At 69.6% G+C, this 17728-nt stretch carries 19 protein-coding genes; 9 read left to right on the top strand and 10 right to left on the bottom strand.

What is annotated here, in order from left to right; translation table 11 throughout:
* Nucleotides 1-380: 380 nt before the first annotated feature.
* Both OG609_RS08385 and OG609_RS08390 read left to right on the top strand, forming a co-directional pair.
* The gene (locus OG609_RS08385) at nt 381-1154 is read left to right on the top strand and encodes a sugar phosphate isomerase/epimerase family protein (protein WP_327272231.1); all 774 of its coding nucleotides are present in this window, start codon (nt 381-383) and stop codon (nt 1152-1154) included.
* Nucleotides 1155-1338: 184 nt separating this feature from the next.
* Entirely contained in the window at nt 1339-2061 is a 723-nt protein-coding gene (locus tag OG609_RS08390; RefSeq protein WP_327272232.1) for an SGNH/GDSL hydrolase family protein, read from the top strand.
* A gap of 133 nt (nt 2062-2194) precedes the next feature.
* Here OG609_RS08390 and OG609_RS08395 read toward each other — a convergent pair whose 3' ends face one another.
* Together OG609_RS08395 and OG609_RS08400 are read right to left on the bottom strand one after the other, a co-directional pair.
* A complete protein-coding gene (locus OG609_RS08395) occupies nt 2195-2623 on the bottom strand; it encodes a TIGR03668 family PPOX class F420-dependent oxidoreductase (RefSeq protein ID WP_327272233.1) in 429 nt (142 codons plus the stop codon).
* Between the two features lie 79 nt (nt 2624-2702).
* Nucleotides 2703-3527: an LLM class F420-dependent oxidoreductase gene (locus OG609_RS08400; RefSeq protein ID WP_327272234.1), complete on the bottom strand. Its 825-nt coding sequence runs from the start codon at nt 3525-3527 to the stop codon at nt 2703-2705.
* 320 nt (nt 3528-3847) lie between these two features.
* Here OG609_RS08400 and OG609_RS08405 point away from each other — a divergent pair, with 320 nt between their 5' ends.
* Complete coding sequence (locus tag OG609_RS08405; RefSeq protein ID WP_327272235.1) at nt 3848-4576, top strand: SDR family NAD(P)-dependent oxidoreductase; 729 nt, start codon at nt 3848-3850, stop codon at nt 4574-4576.
* Between the two features lie 235 nt (nt 4577-4811).
* Here OG609_RS08405 and OG609_RS08410 read toward each other — a convergent pair whose 3' ends face one another.
* Nucleotides 4812-5555 carry an SDR family NAD(P)-dependent oxidoreductase gene (locus tag OG609_RS08410; protein ID WP_327272236.1) on the bottom strand — a complete coding sequence of 248 codons (744 nt, stop codon included), beginning with the start codon at nt 5553-5555 and terminating at the stop codon, nt 4812-4814.
* A gap of 137 nt (nt 5556-5692) precedes the next feature.
* Between OG609_RS08410 and OG609_RS08415 the strand changes: the two genes are divergently transcribed.
* The gene (locus OG609_RS08415; protein WP_327277974.1) at nt 5693-6223 is read left to right on the top strand and encodes a TetR/AcrR family transcriptional regulator; all 531 of its coding nucleotides are present in this window, start codon (nt 5693-5695) and stop codon (nt 6221-6223) included.
* A 404-nt stretch (nt 6224-6627) separates the two neighbouring features.
* Here OG609_RS08415 and OG609_RS08420 read toward each other — a convergent pair whose 3' ends face one another.
* A complete protein-coding gene (locus tag OG609_RS08420; protein ID WP_327272237.1) occupies nt 6628-7785 on the bottom strand; it encodes a serine hydrolase domain-containing protein in 1158 nt (385 codons plus the stop codon).
* Nucleotides 7786-7973: 188 nt separating this feature from the next.
* On the opposite strand from OG609_RS08420, the gene OG609_RS08425 reads away from it, so the two are divergent.
* The 3 genes from OG609_RS08425 (at nt 7974) to OG609_RS08435 (ending at nt 10128) form a co-directional block, all read left to right on the top strand.
* A complete protein-coding gene (locus OG609_RS08425; RefSeq protein WP_327272238.1) occupies nt 7974-9128 on the top strand; it encodes a sensor histidine kinase in 1155 nt (384 codons plus the stop codon).
* Nucleotides 9116-9760: a response regulator transcription factor gene (locus OG609_RS08430; protein ID WP_327272239.1), complete on the top strand. Its 645-nt coding sequence runs from the start codon at nt 9116-9118 to the stop codon at nt 9758-9760. Before OG609_RS08425 ends, OG609_RS08430 begins: the two co-directional genes overlap by 13 nt.
* 170 nt (nt 9761-9930) lie before the next feature.
* Nucleotides 9931-10128 (top strand): DUF397 domain-containing protein, encoded by a 198-nt coding sequence (locus OG609_RS08435; protein WP_327272240.1) that lies wholly within the window; start codon nt 9931-9933, stop codon nt 10126-10128.
* A gap of 87 nt (nt 10129-10215) precedes the next feature.
* Here the strand turns inward: OG609_RS08435 and OG609_RS08440 are convergent, their stop codons facing one another.
* The 3 genes from OG609_RS08440 to OG609_RS08450 all read right to left on the bottom strand — a co-directional run bounded on the left by OG609_RS08440 (nt 10216) and on the right by OG609_RS08450 (nt 11978).
* Entirely contained in the window at nt 10216-11100 is an 885-nt protein-coding gene (locus tag OG609_RS08440) for a peptidase S1 (protein WP_327272241.1), read from the bottom strand.
* A 199-nt stretch (nt 11101-11299) separates the two neighbouring features.
* Nucleotides 11300-11407, bottom strand: coding sequence for a hypothetical protein (locus OG609_RS08445; RefSeq protein ID WP_327277975.1), 108 nt, complete (start codon nt 11405-11407; stop codon nt 11300-11302).
* Nucleotides 11408-11549: 142 nt separating this feature from the next.
* The gene (locus tag OG609_RS08450; RefSeq protein ID WP_327272242.1) at nt 11550-11978 is read right to left on the bottom strand and encodes a hypothetical protein; all 429 of its coding nucleotides are present in this window, start codon (nt 11976-11978) and stop codon (nt 11550-11552) included.
* Between the two features lie 258 nt (nt 11979-12236).
* On the opposite strand from OG609_RS08450, the gene OG609_RS08455 reads away from it, so the two are divergent.
* Nucleotides 12237-14666, top strand: coding sequence for a GTPase-associated protein 1-related protein (locus OG609_RS08455; RefSeq protein ID WP_327272243.1), 2430 nt, complete (start codon nt 12237-12239; stop codon nt 14664-14666).
* 135 nt (nt 14667-14801) lie between these two features.
* Nucleotides 14802-15272 (top strand): hypothetical protein, encoded by a 471-nt coding sequence (locus OG609_RS08460; RefSeq protein WP_327272244.1) that lies wholly within the window; start codon nt 14802-14804, stop codon nt 15270-15272.
* A gap of 34 nt (nt 15273-15306) precedes the next feature.
* Here the strand turns inward: OG609_RS08460 and msrB are convergent, their stop codons facing one another.
* From msrB to OG609_RS08475, 3 genes are read right to left on the bottom strand one after another with little or no spacing between them, the layout of a single operon-like run.
* On the bottom strand, nt 15307-15714 hold the full coding sequence (msrB, locus tag OG609_RS08465; protein WP_327272245.1) for a peptide-methionine (R)-S-oxide reductase MsrB: 408 nt from the start codon (nt 15712-15714) through the stop codon (nt 15307-15309).
* A 9-nt stretch (nt 15715-15723) separates the two neighbouring features.
* Nucleotides 15724-17118, bottom strand: coding sequence for a UDP-N-acetylmuramate--L-alanine ligase (murC, locus tag OG609_RS08470; RefSeq protein WP_327272246.1), 1395 nt, complete (start codon nt 17116-17118; stop codon nt 15724-15726).
* Nucleotides 17119-17159: 41 nt separating this feature from the next.
* On the bottom strand, nt 17160-17612 hold the full coding sequence (locus tag OG609_RS08475) for an indole-3-glycerol phosphate synthase (RefSeq protein ID WP_327277976.1): 453 nt from the start codon (nt 17610-17612) through the stop codon (nt 17160-17162).
* Nucleotides 17613-17728 lie beyond the last annotated feature (116 nt).

Below are 17728 nucleotides of genomic sequence, written 5' to 3' on the forward strand. Positions count from 1 at the left end.
CGGTGAGATGGTCCGCCCCTCCGCCCCCGGCCGGTCCGCTTCGCCGTCATCCCGCGCGGAGCGGACCGGCCGGGTCTCCGGATCCGTGGCAGGCCCGAGTACCGGCCGCAGGCCGTTTCCCCGGCCACCGCTCGGTGGCCGTGCCCACAGAACCGCGCGGGCAGTTCGCCTCCCAGGACAGTCTCCACGGCTTCCTTCCGGGTCTTGCCCGACCAGAGGGCCCGCCGCGGCCGTCGACCGCCACCGTACGGCCCCGAGAAGGGCCGCAGAAGGGCCGCCGCAAGGCGACCGCAGGAAGGGAATGTCGTGACCGTGAGGAGAAGAGGCGTAGTGCGGCGTACCGCGTTCCGAGCCGTCCACCGACCGGGTCGGGTGACACCGTGACCAGGCTGGGTCTGTGCTCGGTCACCTTCCGGCGGCTGCCCGCCGCCGAGGTCGCACGCTGCGCCGCGGACGCGGGCCTGGAGGTGGTCGAGTGGGGAGCGGACGTGCATGCGCCTCCGGAGGAGCCCGGCATTGTCCGCGCGGCCCGTGACGCTTCCGACAGGTACCGGCTCGCCTGCTGCTCGTACGGCTCGTACTTCCGCGCCACCCCGGGCGAACTGGCCGAATTTCCGGCGGTCGCCCGTGCCGCGGTGCTCCTCGGGGCGCCGCGGGTGCGGGTCTGGGCGGGCGGAGTCGGGTCGCGGGCCGCCACGCCGCAGGAGCGGCGCGGGATCGTGGCCTGCCTGCGGGAGGCTGCCAGGATCGCCGCGGACCACGGGTTGGAGCTCGCGCTGGAGTTCCATTCGATGACCCTCAGCGACACCGTCGCCTCTACCCTTCGGCTGCTGGACGAGGTGGGAGCGGACAATCTCCGCACTTACTGGCAGCCGCCGCTCGACGCTCCCGACGAGGAGGCGGTGGCGGGGCTTGCCGAGCTCGGCGACCGGGTCAGCGCGGTGCATGTTTTCTCGTGGTGGCCGGGCAATCGCCGACTGCGGCTGGCAGATCGTGAGGGCCTGTGGGCCGGAGTCTTCGACCTGCTGAAGGGGCGGAGCGAGGGGCTTGAGGCGCTCTTGGAGTTCGTGCCCGGCGACGACCCCGCCGTGCTGGCGCGCGAGGCCGCGACCCTGCGGCGCGCGGCAACTCACCGACCTGGTCCTCCGGCGTAGTTGACCGCACGAAGACGATCTGGCGGGAGTATCGCGCGGCAGTCACCGGCGTGGCGATCGTCGAGATCACCTCGCCCTGGCGCATCCCATGGTGATCTGCGCTGTCACCGGCATGGGAATGCGTGTGCGCGACCTGCTGACGAGCGACTCCCATCCCACTCCCCCCGACACCAGGACGGTAGACATGCGCATCAAGGACAAGGACACACTCCTGTTCATCGGTGACTCCATCACCGATGCGGGCCGCGACCGTACGCGTTCCGCTTCGCTCGGCAGCGGATTCGTCCATGAGATCGCGCAGACATTGCGCGCCCGGGCGAGCGCCGGACACGGCCCCGCTGTCATCAACAAAGGCCTCAACGGCAATCGTGTGTACGACCTCGAATCCCGCTGGACCACCGACGTCATCGACCACCGGCCCACCGTGGTCACGGTCAAGATCGGCATCAACGACACCTGGCGGCGTTATGACCAGGGACTCATCAGCCCGGTCGACGAGTTCGAAGCATGCCTCGACCGCCTCCTCGCGGACACCGCGCGGAAACTGTCCGCACGACTGGTGGTCATCACCCCTTTTCTGCTCCCGGTCAGATCCGGCCAGGAAGCCTGGTACGAGGACTTGTCGCCCCGTACCGATGCCGTCCTTCGCGCCGCGCTGGCCAACGGAGCCCAGGTGGTTCGTGCGGACCTCGCCCTGCTTCGCGCCGCAGAGGAGCAAGGGGCAGCGGAGCTGGCCCCGGACGGGGTCCATCCGAGTCCCCTCGGCCACAGGCTGATCGCCGACGCCTGGCTTGCCGAGGTCGACCCTGTCCGCCTCGGACCCGGGACGGCAGCGCGCTGCGAGAGGCGGCCGGTCCGCCCGGAGGGCGACCCCGGGATGCCCGGAGGAGGGGGCGTACACGATTGAACAGCCAGGAGGAGCCCGGGGCGGGCGGTACAGGCGTGTCCGCCCGTTACGTCGAAGGGCTGCCGGCAGTGGTGCCCCGGGGCGCCTCCTGGATTTGAAGGCCGGAGTGCTCGCGCTCTCTGCCGACGTGCTGTCATGAGGCGCGCCAGCCGCTCCAGCGCAGGACCGAGACCTCGACCACCGGTCCGCCGGGTGGCCGGCCGGCGTACTGCTGGTATTTCGCCGTGAGCAGGCCGATGCAGCGGGCTGCTTCGGGGGACCGTTCCGGCGGCGGGAGCACACGGGCTTCGCCGTCGGCCCGGGACCACCACAGGCGGTCCCAGTCCTGCTCGTAGTGGTCGGTGAGCAGGCAGACCGACGGGTTGGCGGCGATGTTGGCCAGACGTTTCAGCCGCGTCGTCCGCTTCGGTTTGTGGTCCACGGCCAGCATCACCGTGTCGCCGTCCACGGCGAACACCACCGGAACCAGGTGCGGGCGGCCCTCCGTGTCGGCCGTCGCAAGGTGGGCGATGCGCGCCACGGCGAACCGCTCCCGTGCCTCAACACTCGTCAGAGCAGGCATCGCGCGTCTTCCCAACAGTCGTGTCAGTTACGGACTTTCGGATCGGTCCCACTTCCGAGGCGCAGCGCTCTCCGGCGCCTCAGCGGTACCGGGCAGCGACTTCGGCCAGTCGGTCCAGGTACTCCAACGTCTCCCGCTCCGGCATCGTCGGTACGTAGAACAGCAGCCGCTCGACCCCCAGACCGGCATAGCCCTCGACCTGCCCGGGGTCGTCGGGAGCCGCGTACACCGTCACCGGCACCTCGCGGTCGGCGAGGGCGCGCAGCCGCTCGATCTGCGGACCGAGCTCCTGCGGCGACATGCTGTTGGCCAGCCACGCGTCTCCGAGGTGCGCCACCCGTCGGAACGCGCCCTCGCCACCGCCGACGTAGATCGGCGGATGGGGGCGCTGCACGGGCTTGGGCCAGGCATAGACCGGATCGAAGTTCACGAACTCGCCGTGGAACTCGGCCTTCTCCTCGGTCCACAGCTCCCGCATGGCGCGCAGCCGCTCGTCGGTGAGCCGGCCGCGGGTGGCGGGGTCGGTGCCGTGGTTCCTCATCTCCTCACGGTTCCAGCCGACACCGACGCCGAGAATCACGCGGCCACCGGAGACCAGGTCGAGCGAGGCCACCTCCTTCGCCGTGGTGATCGGGTCGCGCTGCGGGATCAGCGCGATGCCGGTCCCCAGCAGCAGCCGCTCGGTCACCACACCGATCGCGGTCAGGGCGACGAAGGGGTCGAGGGTGCGGTAGTAGATCTCCGGCAGCTCACCACCGCCGGGGTAGGGCGTCTCGCGGCTCGCCGGGATATGGCTGTGCTCGGCAATGAACAACGAGTCGAACGTGCGTTCCTCAAGGGCGGTTCCGAGCGAGGTGGGGCTGATGCCCTGGTCGGTGATGAAGGTCGAGACCCCGAATTTCACGACGGCTCCTCAAAGGGGCGGGTACGGGACAGCACGGGCGGCACAGATCCCTGATTACCCTCCCCGGATGATCCCGCCCCCATGACCACCCGGGAGAACCATCACGGCGCATGGTTCCGGGCCTGCTGCTGCGACCATGTGCCGGGGTACCGGCGACCGCTTCGGCTCGCAGAACAACCGATGCCCGAGCCCTTGACTTGGGCACAGGACTGCCGCCCTGCGGATTAATTTCGCCATTGGGCGTGGGTTCATCGGCTCGACCCGAACTTTCCGAATGATGATTGCTTCATCCGCATCCACCACTGTCGGGAGTAGTGACCATGGGCAAGCTGCAGGGAAAAGTGGCGGTCATCACCGGCGGCACCACAGGGATCGGGCTGGCCACAGCAAAGCTCTTCGTCAGAGAGGGCGCCCATGTCTTCATCACGGGCCGCCGCCGGAAAGAACTCGACGAAGCCGTGCGGGCAATCGGCGGCAACGTATCCGGCGTTCAGGGCGACGTCGCCGAACCGGCCGACCTTGACCGCCTCTACGAAACCGTCAAGGCGAAGGGACGGATCGACATCGTTTTCGCCAACGCCGGTCTGGCTGAGTTCGCTCCGCTGGAAGACGTCACGGAAGACCATTTCGACAAAATTTTCGACATCAACGTGAAGGGGGCACTCTTTACAGTACAAAAGGCCCTACCGCTATTGAATGACGGCGCCTCCATCATTCTCACGGGCTCCGTTGCGAGCGTCAAGGGAACCCCCGCGTTCTCGGTTTACGGTGCAAGCAAGGCTGCCATCCGAAATTTCGTTCGAGGATGGACGGTAGAGCTGAAGGATCGCCGTATCCGGTCCAACGTCCTCAGTCCCGGTCCGATCGAAACGCCGCTTGTGGCGGCGCAACCCCAAGACGCCATCGAGAGGATCGCATCGACCATCCCGATGGGCCGCATGGGGGAGCCCGACGAAGTTGCCAAGGCGGCGCTCTTCCTGGCCTCGGACGACTCCAGCTTCGTCACGGGAATCGAACTTTTCGTTGATGGTGGCAGAGCGCAGATCTGATACCGCAACGGCGCATCGGACAGTGTCGTTTCTGCGCGCTCGGCCCCAAAGGTCTCGCTGTCACCCGCGAGATCGCTGACGGCCTCTTCAGCGTCAACGGCGAAACCGCCCACGCCCACGAATTCGCCTGGGCCGCACTGGGCATCCACGGCACGGTGCCGGGCCCAGGGGGCGGCCCCGTCCGGGTCGAGTGCGTGCGTTGCTCATGAGTGTTTTCCGCTCGGAGCAGGCGGGTTCAGATGGCGGTGCGGCCACCGTCGACAGCGATGGTCGCGCCGGTGATGTAGCCGGCCTTCGGCGAGGCGAGGAATGCGACGGCCTCGGCGATCTCGGCGGGCTGGGCGGCGCGCTTCATCGCGGTGGTCTCGGCGAGCGCGTCGAACAGGTCGCGGGCCTCGGGGCGGGTGTAGACGGGGCCGGGGGCGACAGTGTTGAAGCGGACGCCGCGGCCGCTGTACTCGGCCGTCCAGCCTCGCGTCAGTGACGCCAGCGCGGCCTTGGTCGCACCGTACGCGGCGCCGGTGGCCAGGCCGAGACTGCCGGCCATGCTGCCGATGTTGATCACGCTGCCCGATCCCTTCGCCGCCATCGCCGGGGCGAAAGCCGCCACGAGGAAGAACGGTGCGCGGACGTTGCTGGCGAACATCGCGTCGTAGTCGGAGACCTTCATCTCCTCGGTCGGTGCCCAGATGGCTTGCCCGGCGTTGTTGACCAGGACGTCGATCTCGCCGACCTCCGCGGCGAGCCGGTCGATGCCGGCCGGGTCCTCAAGGTCCGCCTCGACAAACCGCGCCCGGCCGCCGTCGGTGGTGATCTCGTTGACGGTCTCGGCGCCGCGCCGGGCGTTGCGGCCGACCACGACGACGGACATTCCGTCGGCGGCGAGCCGCTTGGCGACCGCCCGGCCGATGCCGGACGTGGCCCCGGTGACCAGGGCAGTAGTGGGGTGCAGGTCGGGGTTCGCATGCTCCACAGACATGGGATGCACCTCTCCGAATCGTTCTGCCAGACCGGCGTGTCCGGCTAACATCTCCAATCTGGACAGACCTGTCTGGCACTGGGCGGATATGTCTACGAAGGTGCTCTCACCGCAGGCACGCAGCACGGGCGCGGCTGCTGACCACCGCCGACGAGCTGTTCTGCGCCGAGGGCGTGCGGTCGGTCCGGATCGACCGGGTCATCGCGCACGCCGGGGCCGCGAAGGCAACGCTGTACAGCGCCTTCGGCAGCAAGGACGGGCTGGTCCGAGCGTACCTACAGGCACGGCACGCCGCGACCGCCGAGCACATGACACGCCAGCTCGAAACGCATGACGACACCCCGAAGGAGCGCCTGGTCGGCGCGTTCGAGGTACAGGGGCTGTCGTTCACCGAGCCGGGGTTCCGTGGCTGCGCGTTCATCAGCGCGAGCGACGACACCCCGCCCGGCGGTGTCGTCGAACAGGCCGCGAACGACTACCGCACCTGGCTGCACGACCTCTCCCTCGGCCTCGCCCGGCAGACAGGCGCGAAGGACACGAAATCACTCGCCCAACAACTGGTACTGCTCCACGCCGGAGTCAGCGCCTGGCTGGACCGCGACCCCAGCGCCGAAACAGCGGCTCGCACCGTAGCCGCCGCCCAGGTAGACGCCGCCGTCCCGGACTGAACAAGCCCGCGTCGACCGCGATCACCAACCCCCGATCCGGGCGACGGACGTCGCAAGTGAGCTTCTGCGGGCTTGTGCTGCGCTTTGGCGAACCGTCGGTCGTTGCGGCACAGGGGGTGATCGCCCGGCCGGTCAGTTGCAGCAGCCGCGCCTGCTCTGCCAGACGCTCCACCGGCGCCGGCCCCGCATCCGCCGTCGGTGCATCGCGGCTCAGTGGTTGGCTCCGGAAGTCCTTCGGGGGTTGACTCCAAAGCCGGTGTTGCATCTATCGACCAGCCAGGCGATGTAGTCAAGATGACGCCGGATCCGCTACGGGAGTGCGTACGCCGCCGTCGCCGCCCGGCCTTCCTGATTCCGGACCGTGCGCCGCGCAGATGTCCCGTACCCACTCCATGCGGAGGACCTCAACGCCGCTGACGGTCGGCGTTCGGAGTCGTGCACAGGGCGTCGTCGACCAGCTTGCTCTCGGCCTGTGCCACGCGCAGGAAGTCGTCCGCGGAATCGGTGAGGAGGCCCGACAACGAGACCGTGACGCTGCGCCGGCCATCGGCCGTGACGCCGGCGGCGCTGATCCAGCCGGAATCGCCGCCCTCGTGGCCCCAGTACACCCCACCGCAGGACAGCGGGCGTGAGAAGAGCCCCAGCCCGTCGCGGGCGCCCGGCATGAACTGCTTGAACTCCTTGCTGACCCGGATGGTGCGTTTCATGTGCGTCAGCTGTGCCGGTGGCAGGAGTCGGCCGCTGAGCAGGGCGCGGAAGAATCGGTTGAGATCGGCGGTGGTGGAGACGAGCCCGGCCTCTCCATTGGTGCCCGAGCCGACCTGCTCGGTGACGTCCACGAGCGGCTCGTCGGCCTTGAACCTCTGATAGGTCTCGGCATGTGGCTGGGGCAGTGTGGGTGAAGTACCCGGCCAGAAGGTGTGATCGAGGCCGAGCGGCCGGACGATCCGATCTCTTACCTCCTCATGCCAGGGGTGCCCGGTGACCCGCTCGATGATCAGGCCGAGCAGGACGTAACCGGTGTTGCCGTAACGCCAGTGCTTGCCGGGCTGGAAGTCCGGGCGGTGGCGCATCGCCCGGGCGATGGTCTGCTCGGGTGTGTACGTGTCGTATCGGTGCTGGTAGAAGTCCTCCGCCGAGGTGTAGTCCGGGTAGTCGTCGTGGATGCCGCTGGTGTGCTGGAGCAGTTGGCGGATGGTGATCGCGCGACCGTCATTGCCGTTTCCGGAGACCACACCGGGCAACCATCGTTCGACCGAGTCGTCCAGGGAGAGACTGTGGTCGCCGGTGAGTTGCAGGATCACGGTCGCCACGAACGCCTTGGTGACGCTGGCTATCCGGAAGTGACCATCCTGAGGGACCGGCCGACGGTCCGTCAGGTCGGCGACGCCGCTCGTGGCGGTCAGGTTCCGGCCGTCGGAGGTGACCAGGCGGGCCTGCACTCCTGTCACGCCGAGTGCGGTGAGCGCATCGGCGTCGTTCTGGATCTGGAGCTGGATTCGGTCGTCCTGCTGTTGGGTGGCTATTGCGCCGGGCACACTGGCGGAAAGGGTTCCGGCCACGATGGCGGCCAGCGTCAGGTTCCGTCGGATGGATCGGCCGCGCCGCCGCGGTGTACGAATCGGTGAACTCTTCATGGGCGTTGACACTAGGTCTGGCTGAGGTGAGCAGACGGTACCGCTCACCCGTGAGAAAAAGGGGTAGTGGGCTGTAGTGCCAGGCTCGGTCGCCATGGCTCAGACTTGTGCGAATGAACCACCATGGGGCCAGTCGGCTTTCGGCGATGTGGCGCGGTCTGGGTTATCTACTGGGAAGCCTGTTCACCGCTGCAGTCGCCCTGTTCACGCTGCCCGTACTCATCGTCCCGATGATGGCTCGCGCCTGGGCGTCCTGGCATCGTCGCCGCGCCGACCGGCTGCTGCTCTCTCCGCGTTCTGGTCCCGTCCGTGTCGGTACGTGGCGTGTTCTCGGGTGGCTGTGCACATGCATGGTGACCAGTCTGGCGTTCGGGCTCGTCGTGGTGCTGTGCGCAGGTAACGCGGTGGCCACGGCCATCACGGTGCCCTTGTGGTGGGCGTTGCCCGCCGGCACCCGCGCGGGCGGCTTCGCCGACGGTGTTCCACTGTCCGGGTGGGGCACGGCGTTGACCCTGGGGACCGCACAAGTCGTCATCTTCGCGGCCCTGACCTACTGGCTGGTTCCACTGCTGGCGCGCCTACACGCCCGGATCTGTGTTGCGTTGCTGTCCCCCTCGGCCGCCGAGAGGCTGGCGCAGCGTGTGGAGACGCTGACCGAGACGCGGGCCGACGCCATGAACGCGCACGGCGCGGAACTCCGCAGGATCGAACGTGACCTGCACGACGGCACCCAGGCCCGGCTGGTGGCCATCGCGATGCGGCTGGGCGTGGCCCGTGAGTCGCTGAGCGAGGACCCCCAGACGGTGGCCAGACTCTTGGAGGAAGCGCATGAGAGTACCGAGGAGGCCATGGTGGAGCTTCGTGCGGTGATCCGGACGATCTACCCGCCGATCCTCGCCGATCGCGGCCTCGCCGGGGCGCTGGCCGCGCTGGGGACCCGATCGGCGATCGACACCACCCTCGATATCGGCGACCTCGGCACGATCCCCGCCGCGGTCGAGGCCGTGGCCTACTTCACGATCGCCGAGGCGCTCACGAACGTTGCCAAGCACAGCCAGGCCACCCGGACCACCGTCCGCGTCGCACGCGAAGGTGACCGGCTGTCGATCGAGGTCACCGACGACGGAGTCGGCGGCGCCGACGAGACGCTGGGTACCGGCATCGCCGGAATCCGCCATCGTGTCCTGGCGCTCGACGGCACAGTCCACATCCACAGCCCCAGCGGTGGCCCGACCACGATCACTGTGAGGCTGGCGTGCGGGTCGTGATCGCCGAGGACAATGTCCTGCTGTCCAATGGGCTGGAACTCCTGCTGACCGCCAAGGGCTTTCATGTCGCCGCGATCACCCAGGACGCCCCCGGCTTCGTCGCTGCCGTCACCGAACACCGACCGGACGTCACCATCGTCGACGTACGGCTACCGCCAACCTTCCGCGACGAGGGCGTCCACGCCGCCATCCACGCCCGTCGCCAGCACCCCGGCCTGCCCGTGCTCGTCCTCTCCCAATACGTCGAGCAGCAGTACGCCGGCGAGCTGATCTCCGATGGACGCGGCGGCGTCGGCTACCTTCTCAAGGACCGGGTGAGCCGGGTGAGCGAGTTCATCGACGCGCTGCGGCGGGTCGCCGCCGGCGGTACCGTCATGGACCCCGAGGTGATCGGGCAGCTCCTCACCCGTCACGCCCGCGACCCGATTGCCGCCCTCACGCCACGCGAACGCGAAGTTCTCGCCCTGATGGCCGAAGGAAAGGACAACGCCACGGTCGCAGCCCGGCTCGTCATCACCGAGAACGCCGTCCACAAACACATCGGCAACATCTTCGCCAAGCTCGGCCTCTCACCGGCCGACAGCGGCCACCGCCGCGTCCTCGCAGTCCTCACCTATCTCAGCCGCCACTAACTAAGTGGTCGGCTCCGGAAGTCCTTCGGGGGTTGACGTGAGGGTCCGAGCCGTGATCGGCGATCTAGTGCCACATCAGCAACGTTTGCCTCGTGGATCGCGGCCCGCGCTGACTGATTTGCGGCCAAGCACTTGTCGCGGCGGCCGGGGTTGGCGAGTTGGTTCCGTCAGTGGGCGCAGTTGGAGGCGGAGGCGACCTGGCCTGGTTCAAGAGCAGCTACAGCAGCGGTTCCGGGGACGACTGCGTAGAGGTAGCCACCTGCCCCACCACCGTCCACGTCCGGGACTCCAAGGTCGAGCAGGGCCTCCAGCTCGCCCTCTTCCCCGCCGCCTGGACCGGCTTCGTCGCGTACGCCATGAGCGGCTGACCGGACTCGGACCGCACGACTCCGCGCCGCGCAGAGAATCAACTCCGTTGCGCGGCGCGGCGGGTATCAGTGGTCAGCGGTCAGGCGTCAGGACAGCGCCAGCTCGGTGACGTTGCCGGCCTCCAGGACCCACGTCGCCTTCAGGCCGCCTTCCTTGACCCGCGCGTCGCCGTCGCCCTTGAGGACGCCGATGCGCTTGCCGGACAGGGCGATCTGAATGGCGTGCTCGTACTCGTGGACCCACGTGGCTCTGAGGCCGCCCTCCTTCACGTAGGCGACGCCGGTGTCCTTGAGGATGCCGATGCGCTTGCCGGAGAGTTCGAGCTGGATGACGTCGTGGGACTCCCTGACCCACGTGGCGCCGAGGCCGCCCTCCTTCACCCAGGCGACGCCGTCACCCGTGAGAGCACCGATGCGGTTGCCCGCCAGGTCGATGCCGATGACGTCGTCGGCCTCCTTGACCCAGCCGGCGCTGAGACCGCCCTCCTTCACGTACGCGTCGCCGTTGCCCTTCAGGACGCCGATACGGTTGCGGGACAGTTCCAGTTCCTTGACCTTGCGGGACTCCTTGACCCACGTGGCGCCGAGGCCGCCCTCCTTGACGTACGCGTCGCCGTTGTCCTTCACGACGCCGATGCGGTTGCCGGACAGGGCGATCTGCTTGACGTCGTCGGCCTCCCGGACCCAGGTCGCGCCGAGGCCGCCCTCCTTCACCCAGGCGACGCCGTCACCCGTGAGAACACCGATACGGTCGCCGGACAGGGCGACCTGTTTGACCTCCCCGGCTCCCTTGACCCACGTCGCGCCGAGACCGCCCGCCTTCACGTAGGCATCGCCGTTGTCCTTCAGGACGCCGATGCGGTTGCCACCGTCGCCGGAGACCGTGCCGGGCACCGCGTCGGCCGTGGACGCACCGGTGAGACCGGCCAGCGTCAGAACGGCGGCGACCGCGGGGAGCGTCTTGAGAATCATCCGTGTAACTCCTGTACGCAGAGCAACCCTTGGGCCTGGAGAGCCGTGCCCACGGGGGATTGGTCAATCCGAAGACCACCAACGACTGGCACAGCCCGGGGTGCGTAGGTCATTGGAGTGATGGGGGAGCACTGGGCAGGGTCCTTGCCGCGCGTCGCGCGCCGGGCGGGGGCGGCAAGGACGTAACCACCGGCTCGGATCAGTACGCGAAGCTGGACTTGCCCAGTTGACCGAAGCCGTTGTAGCCCCAGGACTTGACGGCGCCGTCCGCCGTGAGGGCAAGGACGTGGTAGCAACCGACGGAGATGGAGACTACGTCGGTGAGGTCCTTGACCTTCTGTGGCGTGTTGCGGAACCCCGACCGCGCCGGGCGTACGGGCGCTGCGCACCGTCCCGTTGGACTGAGCGCGCCCGCACGCCTCTGTGGCCTGTCCGTCGTTCTGTTCCTGTCAGTCCAGCAGGGTCGTGACCACGAGGAAGTCGTCGTGGGCCTCGCCGTACTGCTTGGCGGCGAGGAGGAACATGGAACGGTCGGTCAGAGCCCTGGCCAGCAGGGCCCGGCCCTCCTGCGCGCCCAGGTCGTCCAGGCGGCGGGCGAGTGCCACACCCTCGTCGAAGACCGGCCGGAGCGGCTTCAGGATGCGATGGGTGCGGTTCTCCCGGTGGAGCGCCGAACGGATGGTCATCCTGCGGTGGGTGGCGATCAGCCCCGGGAGATGGCGGCGGGGGTCGACCGCGGCCGCCTCGGTCAGGCGGGCGGTCTCCTCTTCGAAGGCGGGGAGGCCCTCGAAGTACGCCTGCCTGGTGTCGGGCGACCAGAGGGTGGAACCGAACGGCGGCGCGGGTGTTCGGGCCGACGCCGGCCGACTGAACGTCAAAACTCCGACCGTGCCGGGCGTACGGGCGCTGCGTACCGTCCCGTTGGACCGAACGCCCCGACAAGGGATGACCGGGCGACCTTCCGGCAGGGTGCATGCGGGAGCGGTGTGCCTTGATAGCGTCGCTCCCGCGATTGCGGACCGCTCCCCGCCGGGGTCGTCGCTGCGCCCGGACGGCCCGCCCTCGACGGACGGCCGACGGAGCGGGCGTGCTGACGGTACGGGGACGTTCGCGGCAAGGACGAAGAGGGCCGACGCATGAGCCTCGCGCAGTTGCACTACACCTCTGCCTCTGCGGGGGACGACGGGGGCGGCGCACGGTTCACAGCGGTCAGCGCCGGTATACCCACGCCGGTGCTGGCCGAGACCGAGCAGCTCCTCGGCTACGAGCCGCCGGCCGGGGCCCCGTACCACCCCACGACCGCTGAACTCCGGTTGTTTCCCGAGGCGTTCAGCTTCAGCGCGCTGTCCGACGGCAGCCATCTGCTGAGCCGTACGGTGGCGCTCGGCGGCCCCGGCGCAGGCCGTTTCCACGCGCACGCGGTGCATCTCCCGGCCGGTACCGGGCTGCCGGGCGACGTGCCGGCGATCACGGCCTGGCGGTCGCCGAACTGGGCCTCCACCACACCGGACGGCGGCACGCCCGGCCGAATAGCCTCGCTGCCCGCCTCCGCCTCCTTCGGGCCGGAGGCGCTGAACGACTTCGCGGTCTCCCGGAGCCCCTGGCTGGCGGCGGTCTTCGCCGACCTGCGCCGGGCGAGCGAGGAATCGTCGTCGACGCGAGTGGTCATCGTGGAGCGGCAGAGCGCCGATGTGGCCCGGTGGATCGCCCTGGCCACAGCCGTACTCCCGCCGGAGAAAGCACAGCGGCTGACCTTCACGACCTACACCCGACGTCCGGCGCAGTCCTCGCACCGGGTTGTCGGAGTGCTGCCGGAGGACGTACCGGAACCGAACGGCTCCGACAACGGACTGCGGGTGCACACCTGCGCCGGGCCACGCCCGGAAGGACCGGTGGACGACACCTGGGCCGAGACCTGCGCCCGGATCTGGCGGAGCCGGTCTCCGGAGCTGTTCCGGGCGGCGGCGGAGCTGCCCGGCGAACCCTTCGCCGCCGGACCGCTCGCCGTCACGGCACTCTGCGCGGGCGTCGCGCTCGGCCCCGCCGAGCGTGCCGCGGCAGCAGACTGGGCCTCCGAACGGCCGTACGCGCTGGACGAGGAGCGGACGCGGCGGCTGACCGACGCGCTGACCGCTCCCGGCATCGACCGCACGAGCGCCGAACTGTCCTGTGTGGCACGGCTGTTGACCGCTCTCGACGGACGGTCCCCCGCCGCCACGACCGCGTCGCTCGCCGCTCTTCTGGTGACGGAGGCGGTACGCGGTGGCAATGTCACACTCGAACCGCCCGCGCGCTCGGCCTTCGCCGAACCGGCCGGGGAGCGTGCCGCCGCCGCACTCGTCACGGCCCTGGGCGACGACCTGCGCACCGAACTCGCCACCGGTGCGCCCACCGTGCCCGGCCGCAGTGTGGCGCGCACCGTGCAGCTGCTGCGGATCGCGCGGCTGCTCGACGTGGACTGCGCGGACCTGCTCCCCGATGTCGTACACGGGATGGCCCGGTCACTGCTGGGCGAAGGGGCGGCCGACTGCGGGCCTGTGCTGCTCGGCCTCCTGGACGAACAGTTCGATGTCCGTACCGCGCTGCTGGGCGAGCTGGACCGGATCGCCCCGCACGATCCGGCGGGGACGGAGCGGCTGCTGACCGGTGTCGCCCTGCCGTTCACCGGGACGCAGGCGCTGCCGCATCTGCGGATGTGCGCGGCGGCGCCGGACGCCAGGACGGGCGGCGGCGACCGGGTGAAGGTGTTGCACACGGTGGTCCGCGCCGGTGGAATGTCGCCTTTCACCGAACCGCTGGTGCTGCGGACCGCAGTGGGTCTTGTGTGGGGCGGGGACACGCCCACGGCGGGCGAGGCCCGGCTGCTGCTGGGCGAGACCACCTCCGACGCGCACCGTACGGCCGGTACATGGTCCACTCTCGTCGCGGCGGCGCTCGGCGCCCCCACCGACGACGAGGAGGCCCCCGAACTCGCCCATGACCTGTTGCGCGGCTTCCCGCAGGAGATCGATGCGCGGGTGCGCGGCGCCCTGCTGCTCCTGGAGTTCGCGCGGGACGTGCGGTCGGGGGCGGCGGAGCCCGGCTGGACGGAACGGGCCCGGAAGCTGTGCGCCGGGGCCGACCCGGTGGAGCCCGGCGTGCGCGACCAGGCGTTCGGCGCCCTGGCCGGCAGGCTGCTCGCTCCGGACCGGCCCGAGGCGGAGCTGTACGCGTTCGTCCACAGCGACGACGGGGACCTCATCGCGGCCTACGGCAGGGCCGCCCGGCATGACACCGTCCTCGCCCGGCTGCGTTCCGAACCGGCTTATGTGGCCGACTGCTTCACCGTCTGGAGCTCGCACCCGCATGCGGGCCGCGCCTGGGGCGAGACGCGGGCGGCGCTGCTGGAGGAGGTGCTGCGGCCCGTGGTGCGCAGCTTGTCCGCCGACGAGGTGGCGGCGGTGGAGGAGGCCGCCGAGCGTACGGGCAGCAGCCGCACGGCGGAGGCGTTCCGGGCGTGGAGCCGGCCGGGGGGCTTCGGCAGACGGCTCGGCAGCAGGCTGACGGCACGGGTGCGGCGGTCGTAGGGCAGGAATCCCGTCGGGAACCCTGGGTGTCATGGCCCGCCGCGGGTGTCATGGCCCGCCCGGGGGACCGGTACCGTGTGACATATCGATCTCGTGTGCTCCCGGCGGGCTGCGTGACACCCCCAGGAGGAACAGATGACGACGAACCGCGGACGCAAGGATGTCATCCGGGACCGGATGGCCGCGACCGGCGAGTCGTACAACGTCGCCGCCCGCAATCTCAAGGCGATGAAGGACATGGGCGCCACGCGTGAGGCCGTCCTCACCCAGCGCTGGCGTCCCGCCGACTCGCTCGACGTTCCGTGCCCCTGCGGTGGTACGTGCGAGCCGGGCGAGCGGTGCGAGCGCTGCCACGCGCTGCACCGGCATGTGGCGCGCTACCCCGGCAGTGTCACGGACGTGGAGACCTGGGCGGACCGTTACGACTGCACGGGTTGCGCGTCCTCGTACATCCTGACGGTCGTGCTGCCCGGCCGGCCGTGGGGTGTCGCCGAGACGGTCGTCCAGGGCGGGTCCGCGGAGCCGGTCGTGCGGGCCAGGGTCTTCCCGGGGGTCGCCCACCCGCTGCTGCGGCCGGAGAACCCCGAGGGTGAGGACGAGGGCTGACGCCCGGCGTCAGCCCTCGCTCAGGTCGTGGCCGTCAGCCCTCGTCGGGTGTCAGGCGCAGCGAGATCGAGTTGATGCAGTACCGCTGGTCCGTCGGGGTCGGGTAGCCCTCGCCCTCGAAGACATGGCCGAGGTGCGATCCGCAGCGGGCGCAGCGGACCTCGGTGCGGACCATGCCGTGGCTGCGGTCCTGGATCAGTTCGACCGCGTCCGTGTCCTTCGGGTCGTAGAAGGACGGCCAGCCGCAGTGCGACTCGAATTTGGTGTCGGAGCGGAACAGCTCCGCGTCACAGGCGCGGCAGGAGTAGACGCCCGTGGTCTTGGTGTCGGTGTACTCGCCGACGAAGGCGGGTTCGGTGCCGGCCTGGCGCAGGACCGCATACTCGGCGGGCGACAGCTCCGCCCGCCACTGCTCGTCCGGCTTCTCGATGTCGTACGACACGTCGCTCCCTCAGCTCGACAGGTGGTCCAGGATCTGCGGGCCGAGGTCCGTGACGTCGCCCGCCCCCATGGTGAGAACGAGGTCGCCGGGCTTCGCCATTCCCGCGATGACCTCGGGGACCGCCGCCTTGTCGTGGACGGTGGTGACATCGGCGCCCGCGGACCTCGCGGCGTCGGTGATCAGGTCGCTGGTGATGCCGGGGATCGGGTCCTCACGGGCCGGATAGATGTCCAGGACCACGGAGGCGTCGGCCAGTGCGAGAGCCTGGCCCATCTCTGCGCCCAGCTCCTGGGTGCGGGAGAAGAGGTGGGGCTGGAAGACGACCAGGAGGCGGGCGTCGGATGCGGCACCGCGCATCGCTTCGAGGTCCGCGGTCATCTCGGTGGGGTGGTGTGCGTACGAGTCGATGACCTGCACGCCCGCGGCCTCGCCCTTGAGCTGGAGGCGGCGCTTGACCCCGGTGTACTTGCCGAGGGCCGAGGCCAGGTTGTGGGCCGGGATACCGAGGGCGACACCGGCGGCGAGGGCCGCGACCGCGTTGTGGGCGTAGTGGCGGCCGGGCACGGAGACCGTGAACGTGAGGTACTTCCCGTTCAGGATGACCGTGACCTCGCTGGTCAGACCGCGCGGGGTGACCTTGTGGACGCGTACGTCGGCGGTCTCGGACTCGCCGTAGGTGACGACCTTCACCGAGGACAGGGCGCGCACCCGCTCGGTCAGCTCGACGGCGCCGGGCTGGTCGGCGGCGATCACCAGGGTGCCGTCGGGGACGATCTTGCCTGCGAACGTCTCGAAGGATTCGTAGATCTCGTCCATCGAGGCGTAGTTCGCGTGGTGGTCCAGCTCGACGTTGAGGACGATCGCGACCTCGGGGTCGTACTTCTGGAAGCTGCGGTCGCTCTCGTCCGCCTCGGCGACGAAGATCCGGCCCTCGCCGTGCGCGGCGTTGGTGCCGGGGCCCTCGAGGTCGCCGCCGATGGCGTACGAGGGGTCGAGGTTCAGCTCGGACAGGGCGACGGCCAGCATCGATGTGGTGGTCGTCTTGCCGTGCGTACCGGCCACCGCGATCGCGCGCAGGCCCCCCATCAGGGACGCCAGCGCGTCGGAGCGGTGCACGACGGGGATCGACAGCTCGGCGGCGCGCACCAGCTCCGGGTTGTCGGTGCGGATGGCGCTGGAGACGACCACGCACGAGGCGTCGTCCGCCAGATGTCCGGCGGCGTGCCCGATGTGGACGGTCGCCCCCAGCGCCCGCAGCGCCTCGGCCGTTCCCGACTCCTTGGCGTCACTGCCCGCGACCTTCGCACCGCGCTGGGTGAGGATCTTCGCGATGCCCGACATTCCGGCGCCGCCGATGCCGATGAAGTGCGGTCGTTCCATGGCGGCAGGAATACCGGGTGCCATGCGTGTGTCTCCCCAGAAGTTGAAACGAGTACCCGCCCAGCCTATTCGCTGTGCGCGAAGAGCTTGAGCACCGGTACGCCGACCTTGTGCCGGGCCCTGGACGCCCAGTCCCTGTGGAAGAACTCTTCCACGTAGTGCGGCGCGGTCAGCACGATGACTTCATCGGCCTCCGCGTCGTCGACCACGGACTTCAGCTTGTCCAGCGGGTGCTCCTCGATCACCTGCCCGACCGCTTCGGAGCCTGCCCGCCGCAGGGCCTCGAGCGACACTTCGAGCGCCAGTTCGGCGGACTGCCTGGCATTCTTGCCCTCGGGCTCCTCACCCTCCCGGGCGGCTTCCTTCAGTTCGCCCATCGCCAGGTCGTCGATGGCCCGCAACAGCACATCGGCCTGGTCACCGCGCGGCTGCATGAGCACGACGAAGGAGGTCCGCTCCTCCCCGTGCAGGGTGGTGACGAACTCGACGTCCTCGGAAGTGAGGGGCTTCTCGATCATCAAAACGCTGGTGAACACCACGGGCGCCCTTCTGCCTCAGTAACCGTCGCCGGTCTCTGCTGAAACCATCCTTCCCCGTGCTCGCACGGGGTCTGCGAGTAATTGTGCCCACCGGA

Origin of the sequence: Streptomyces sp. NBC_01224, from assembly GCF_036002945.1 — a bacterium.
In the GTDB taxonomy this organism is placed as follows: Bacteria; Actinomycetota; Actinomycetes; order Streptomycetales; family Streptomycetaceae; genus Streptomyces.

Bases quoted from the DNA above. Each gene is read 5' to 3' on its own strand.
- OG609_RS08455 (WP_327272243.1), top strand. From the start codon at position 12,237: ATGAGCCTCGCGCAGTTGCACTACACCTCTGCCTCTGCGGGGGACGAC.
- OG609_RS08425 (WP_327272238.1), top strand. From the start codon at position 7,974: ATGAACCACCATGGGGCCAGTCGGCTTTCGGCGATGTGGCGCGGTCTG.
- OG609_RS08390 (WP_327272232.1), top strand. From the start codon at position 1,339: ATGCGCATCAAGGACAAGGACACACTCCTGTTCATCGGTGACTCCATC.
- OG609_RS08410 (WP_327272236.1), bottom strand. From the start codon at position 5,555: ATGTCTGTGGAGCATGCGAACCCCGACCTGCACCCCACTACTGCCCTG.
- OG609_RS08440 (WP_327272241.1), bottom strand. From the start codon at position 11,100: ATGATTCTCAAGACGCTCCCCGCGGTCGCCGCCGTTCTGACGCTGGCC.
- OG609_RS08395 (WP_327272233.1), bottom strand. From the start codon at position 2,623: ATGCCTGCTCTGACGAGTGTTGAGGCACGGGAGCGGTTCGCCGTGGCG.
- OG609_RS08475 (WP_327277976.1), bottom strand. From the start codon at position 17,612: ATGATCGAGAAGCCCCTCACTTCCGAGGACGTCGAGTTCGTCACCACC.
- OG609_RS08460 (WP_327272244.1), top strand. From the start codon at position 14,802: ATGACGACGAACCGCGGACGCAAGGATGTCATCCGGGACCGGATGGCC.
- OG609_RS08405 (WP_327272235.1), top strand. From the start codon at position 3,848: ATGGGCAAGCTGCAGGGAAAAGTGGCGGTCATCACCGGCGGCACCACA.
- murC (WP_327272246.1), bottom strand. From the start codon at position 17,118: ATGGCACCCGGTATTCCTGCCGCCATGGAACGACCGCACTTCATCGGC.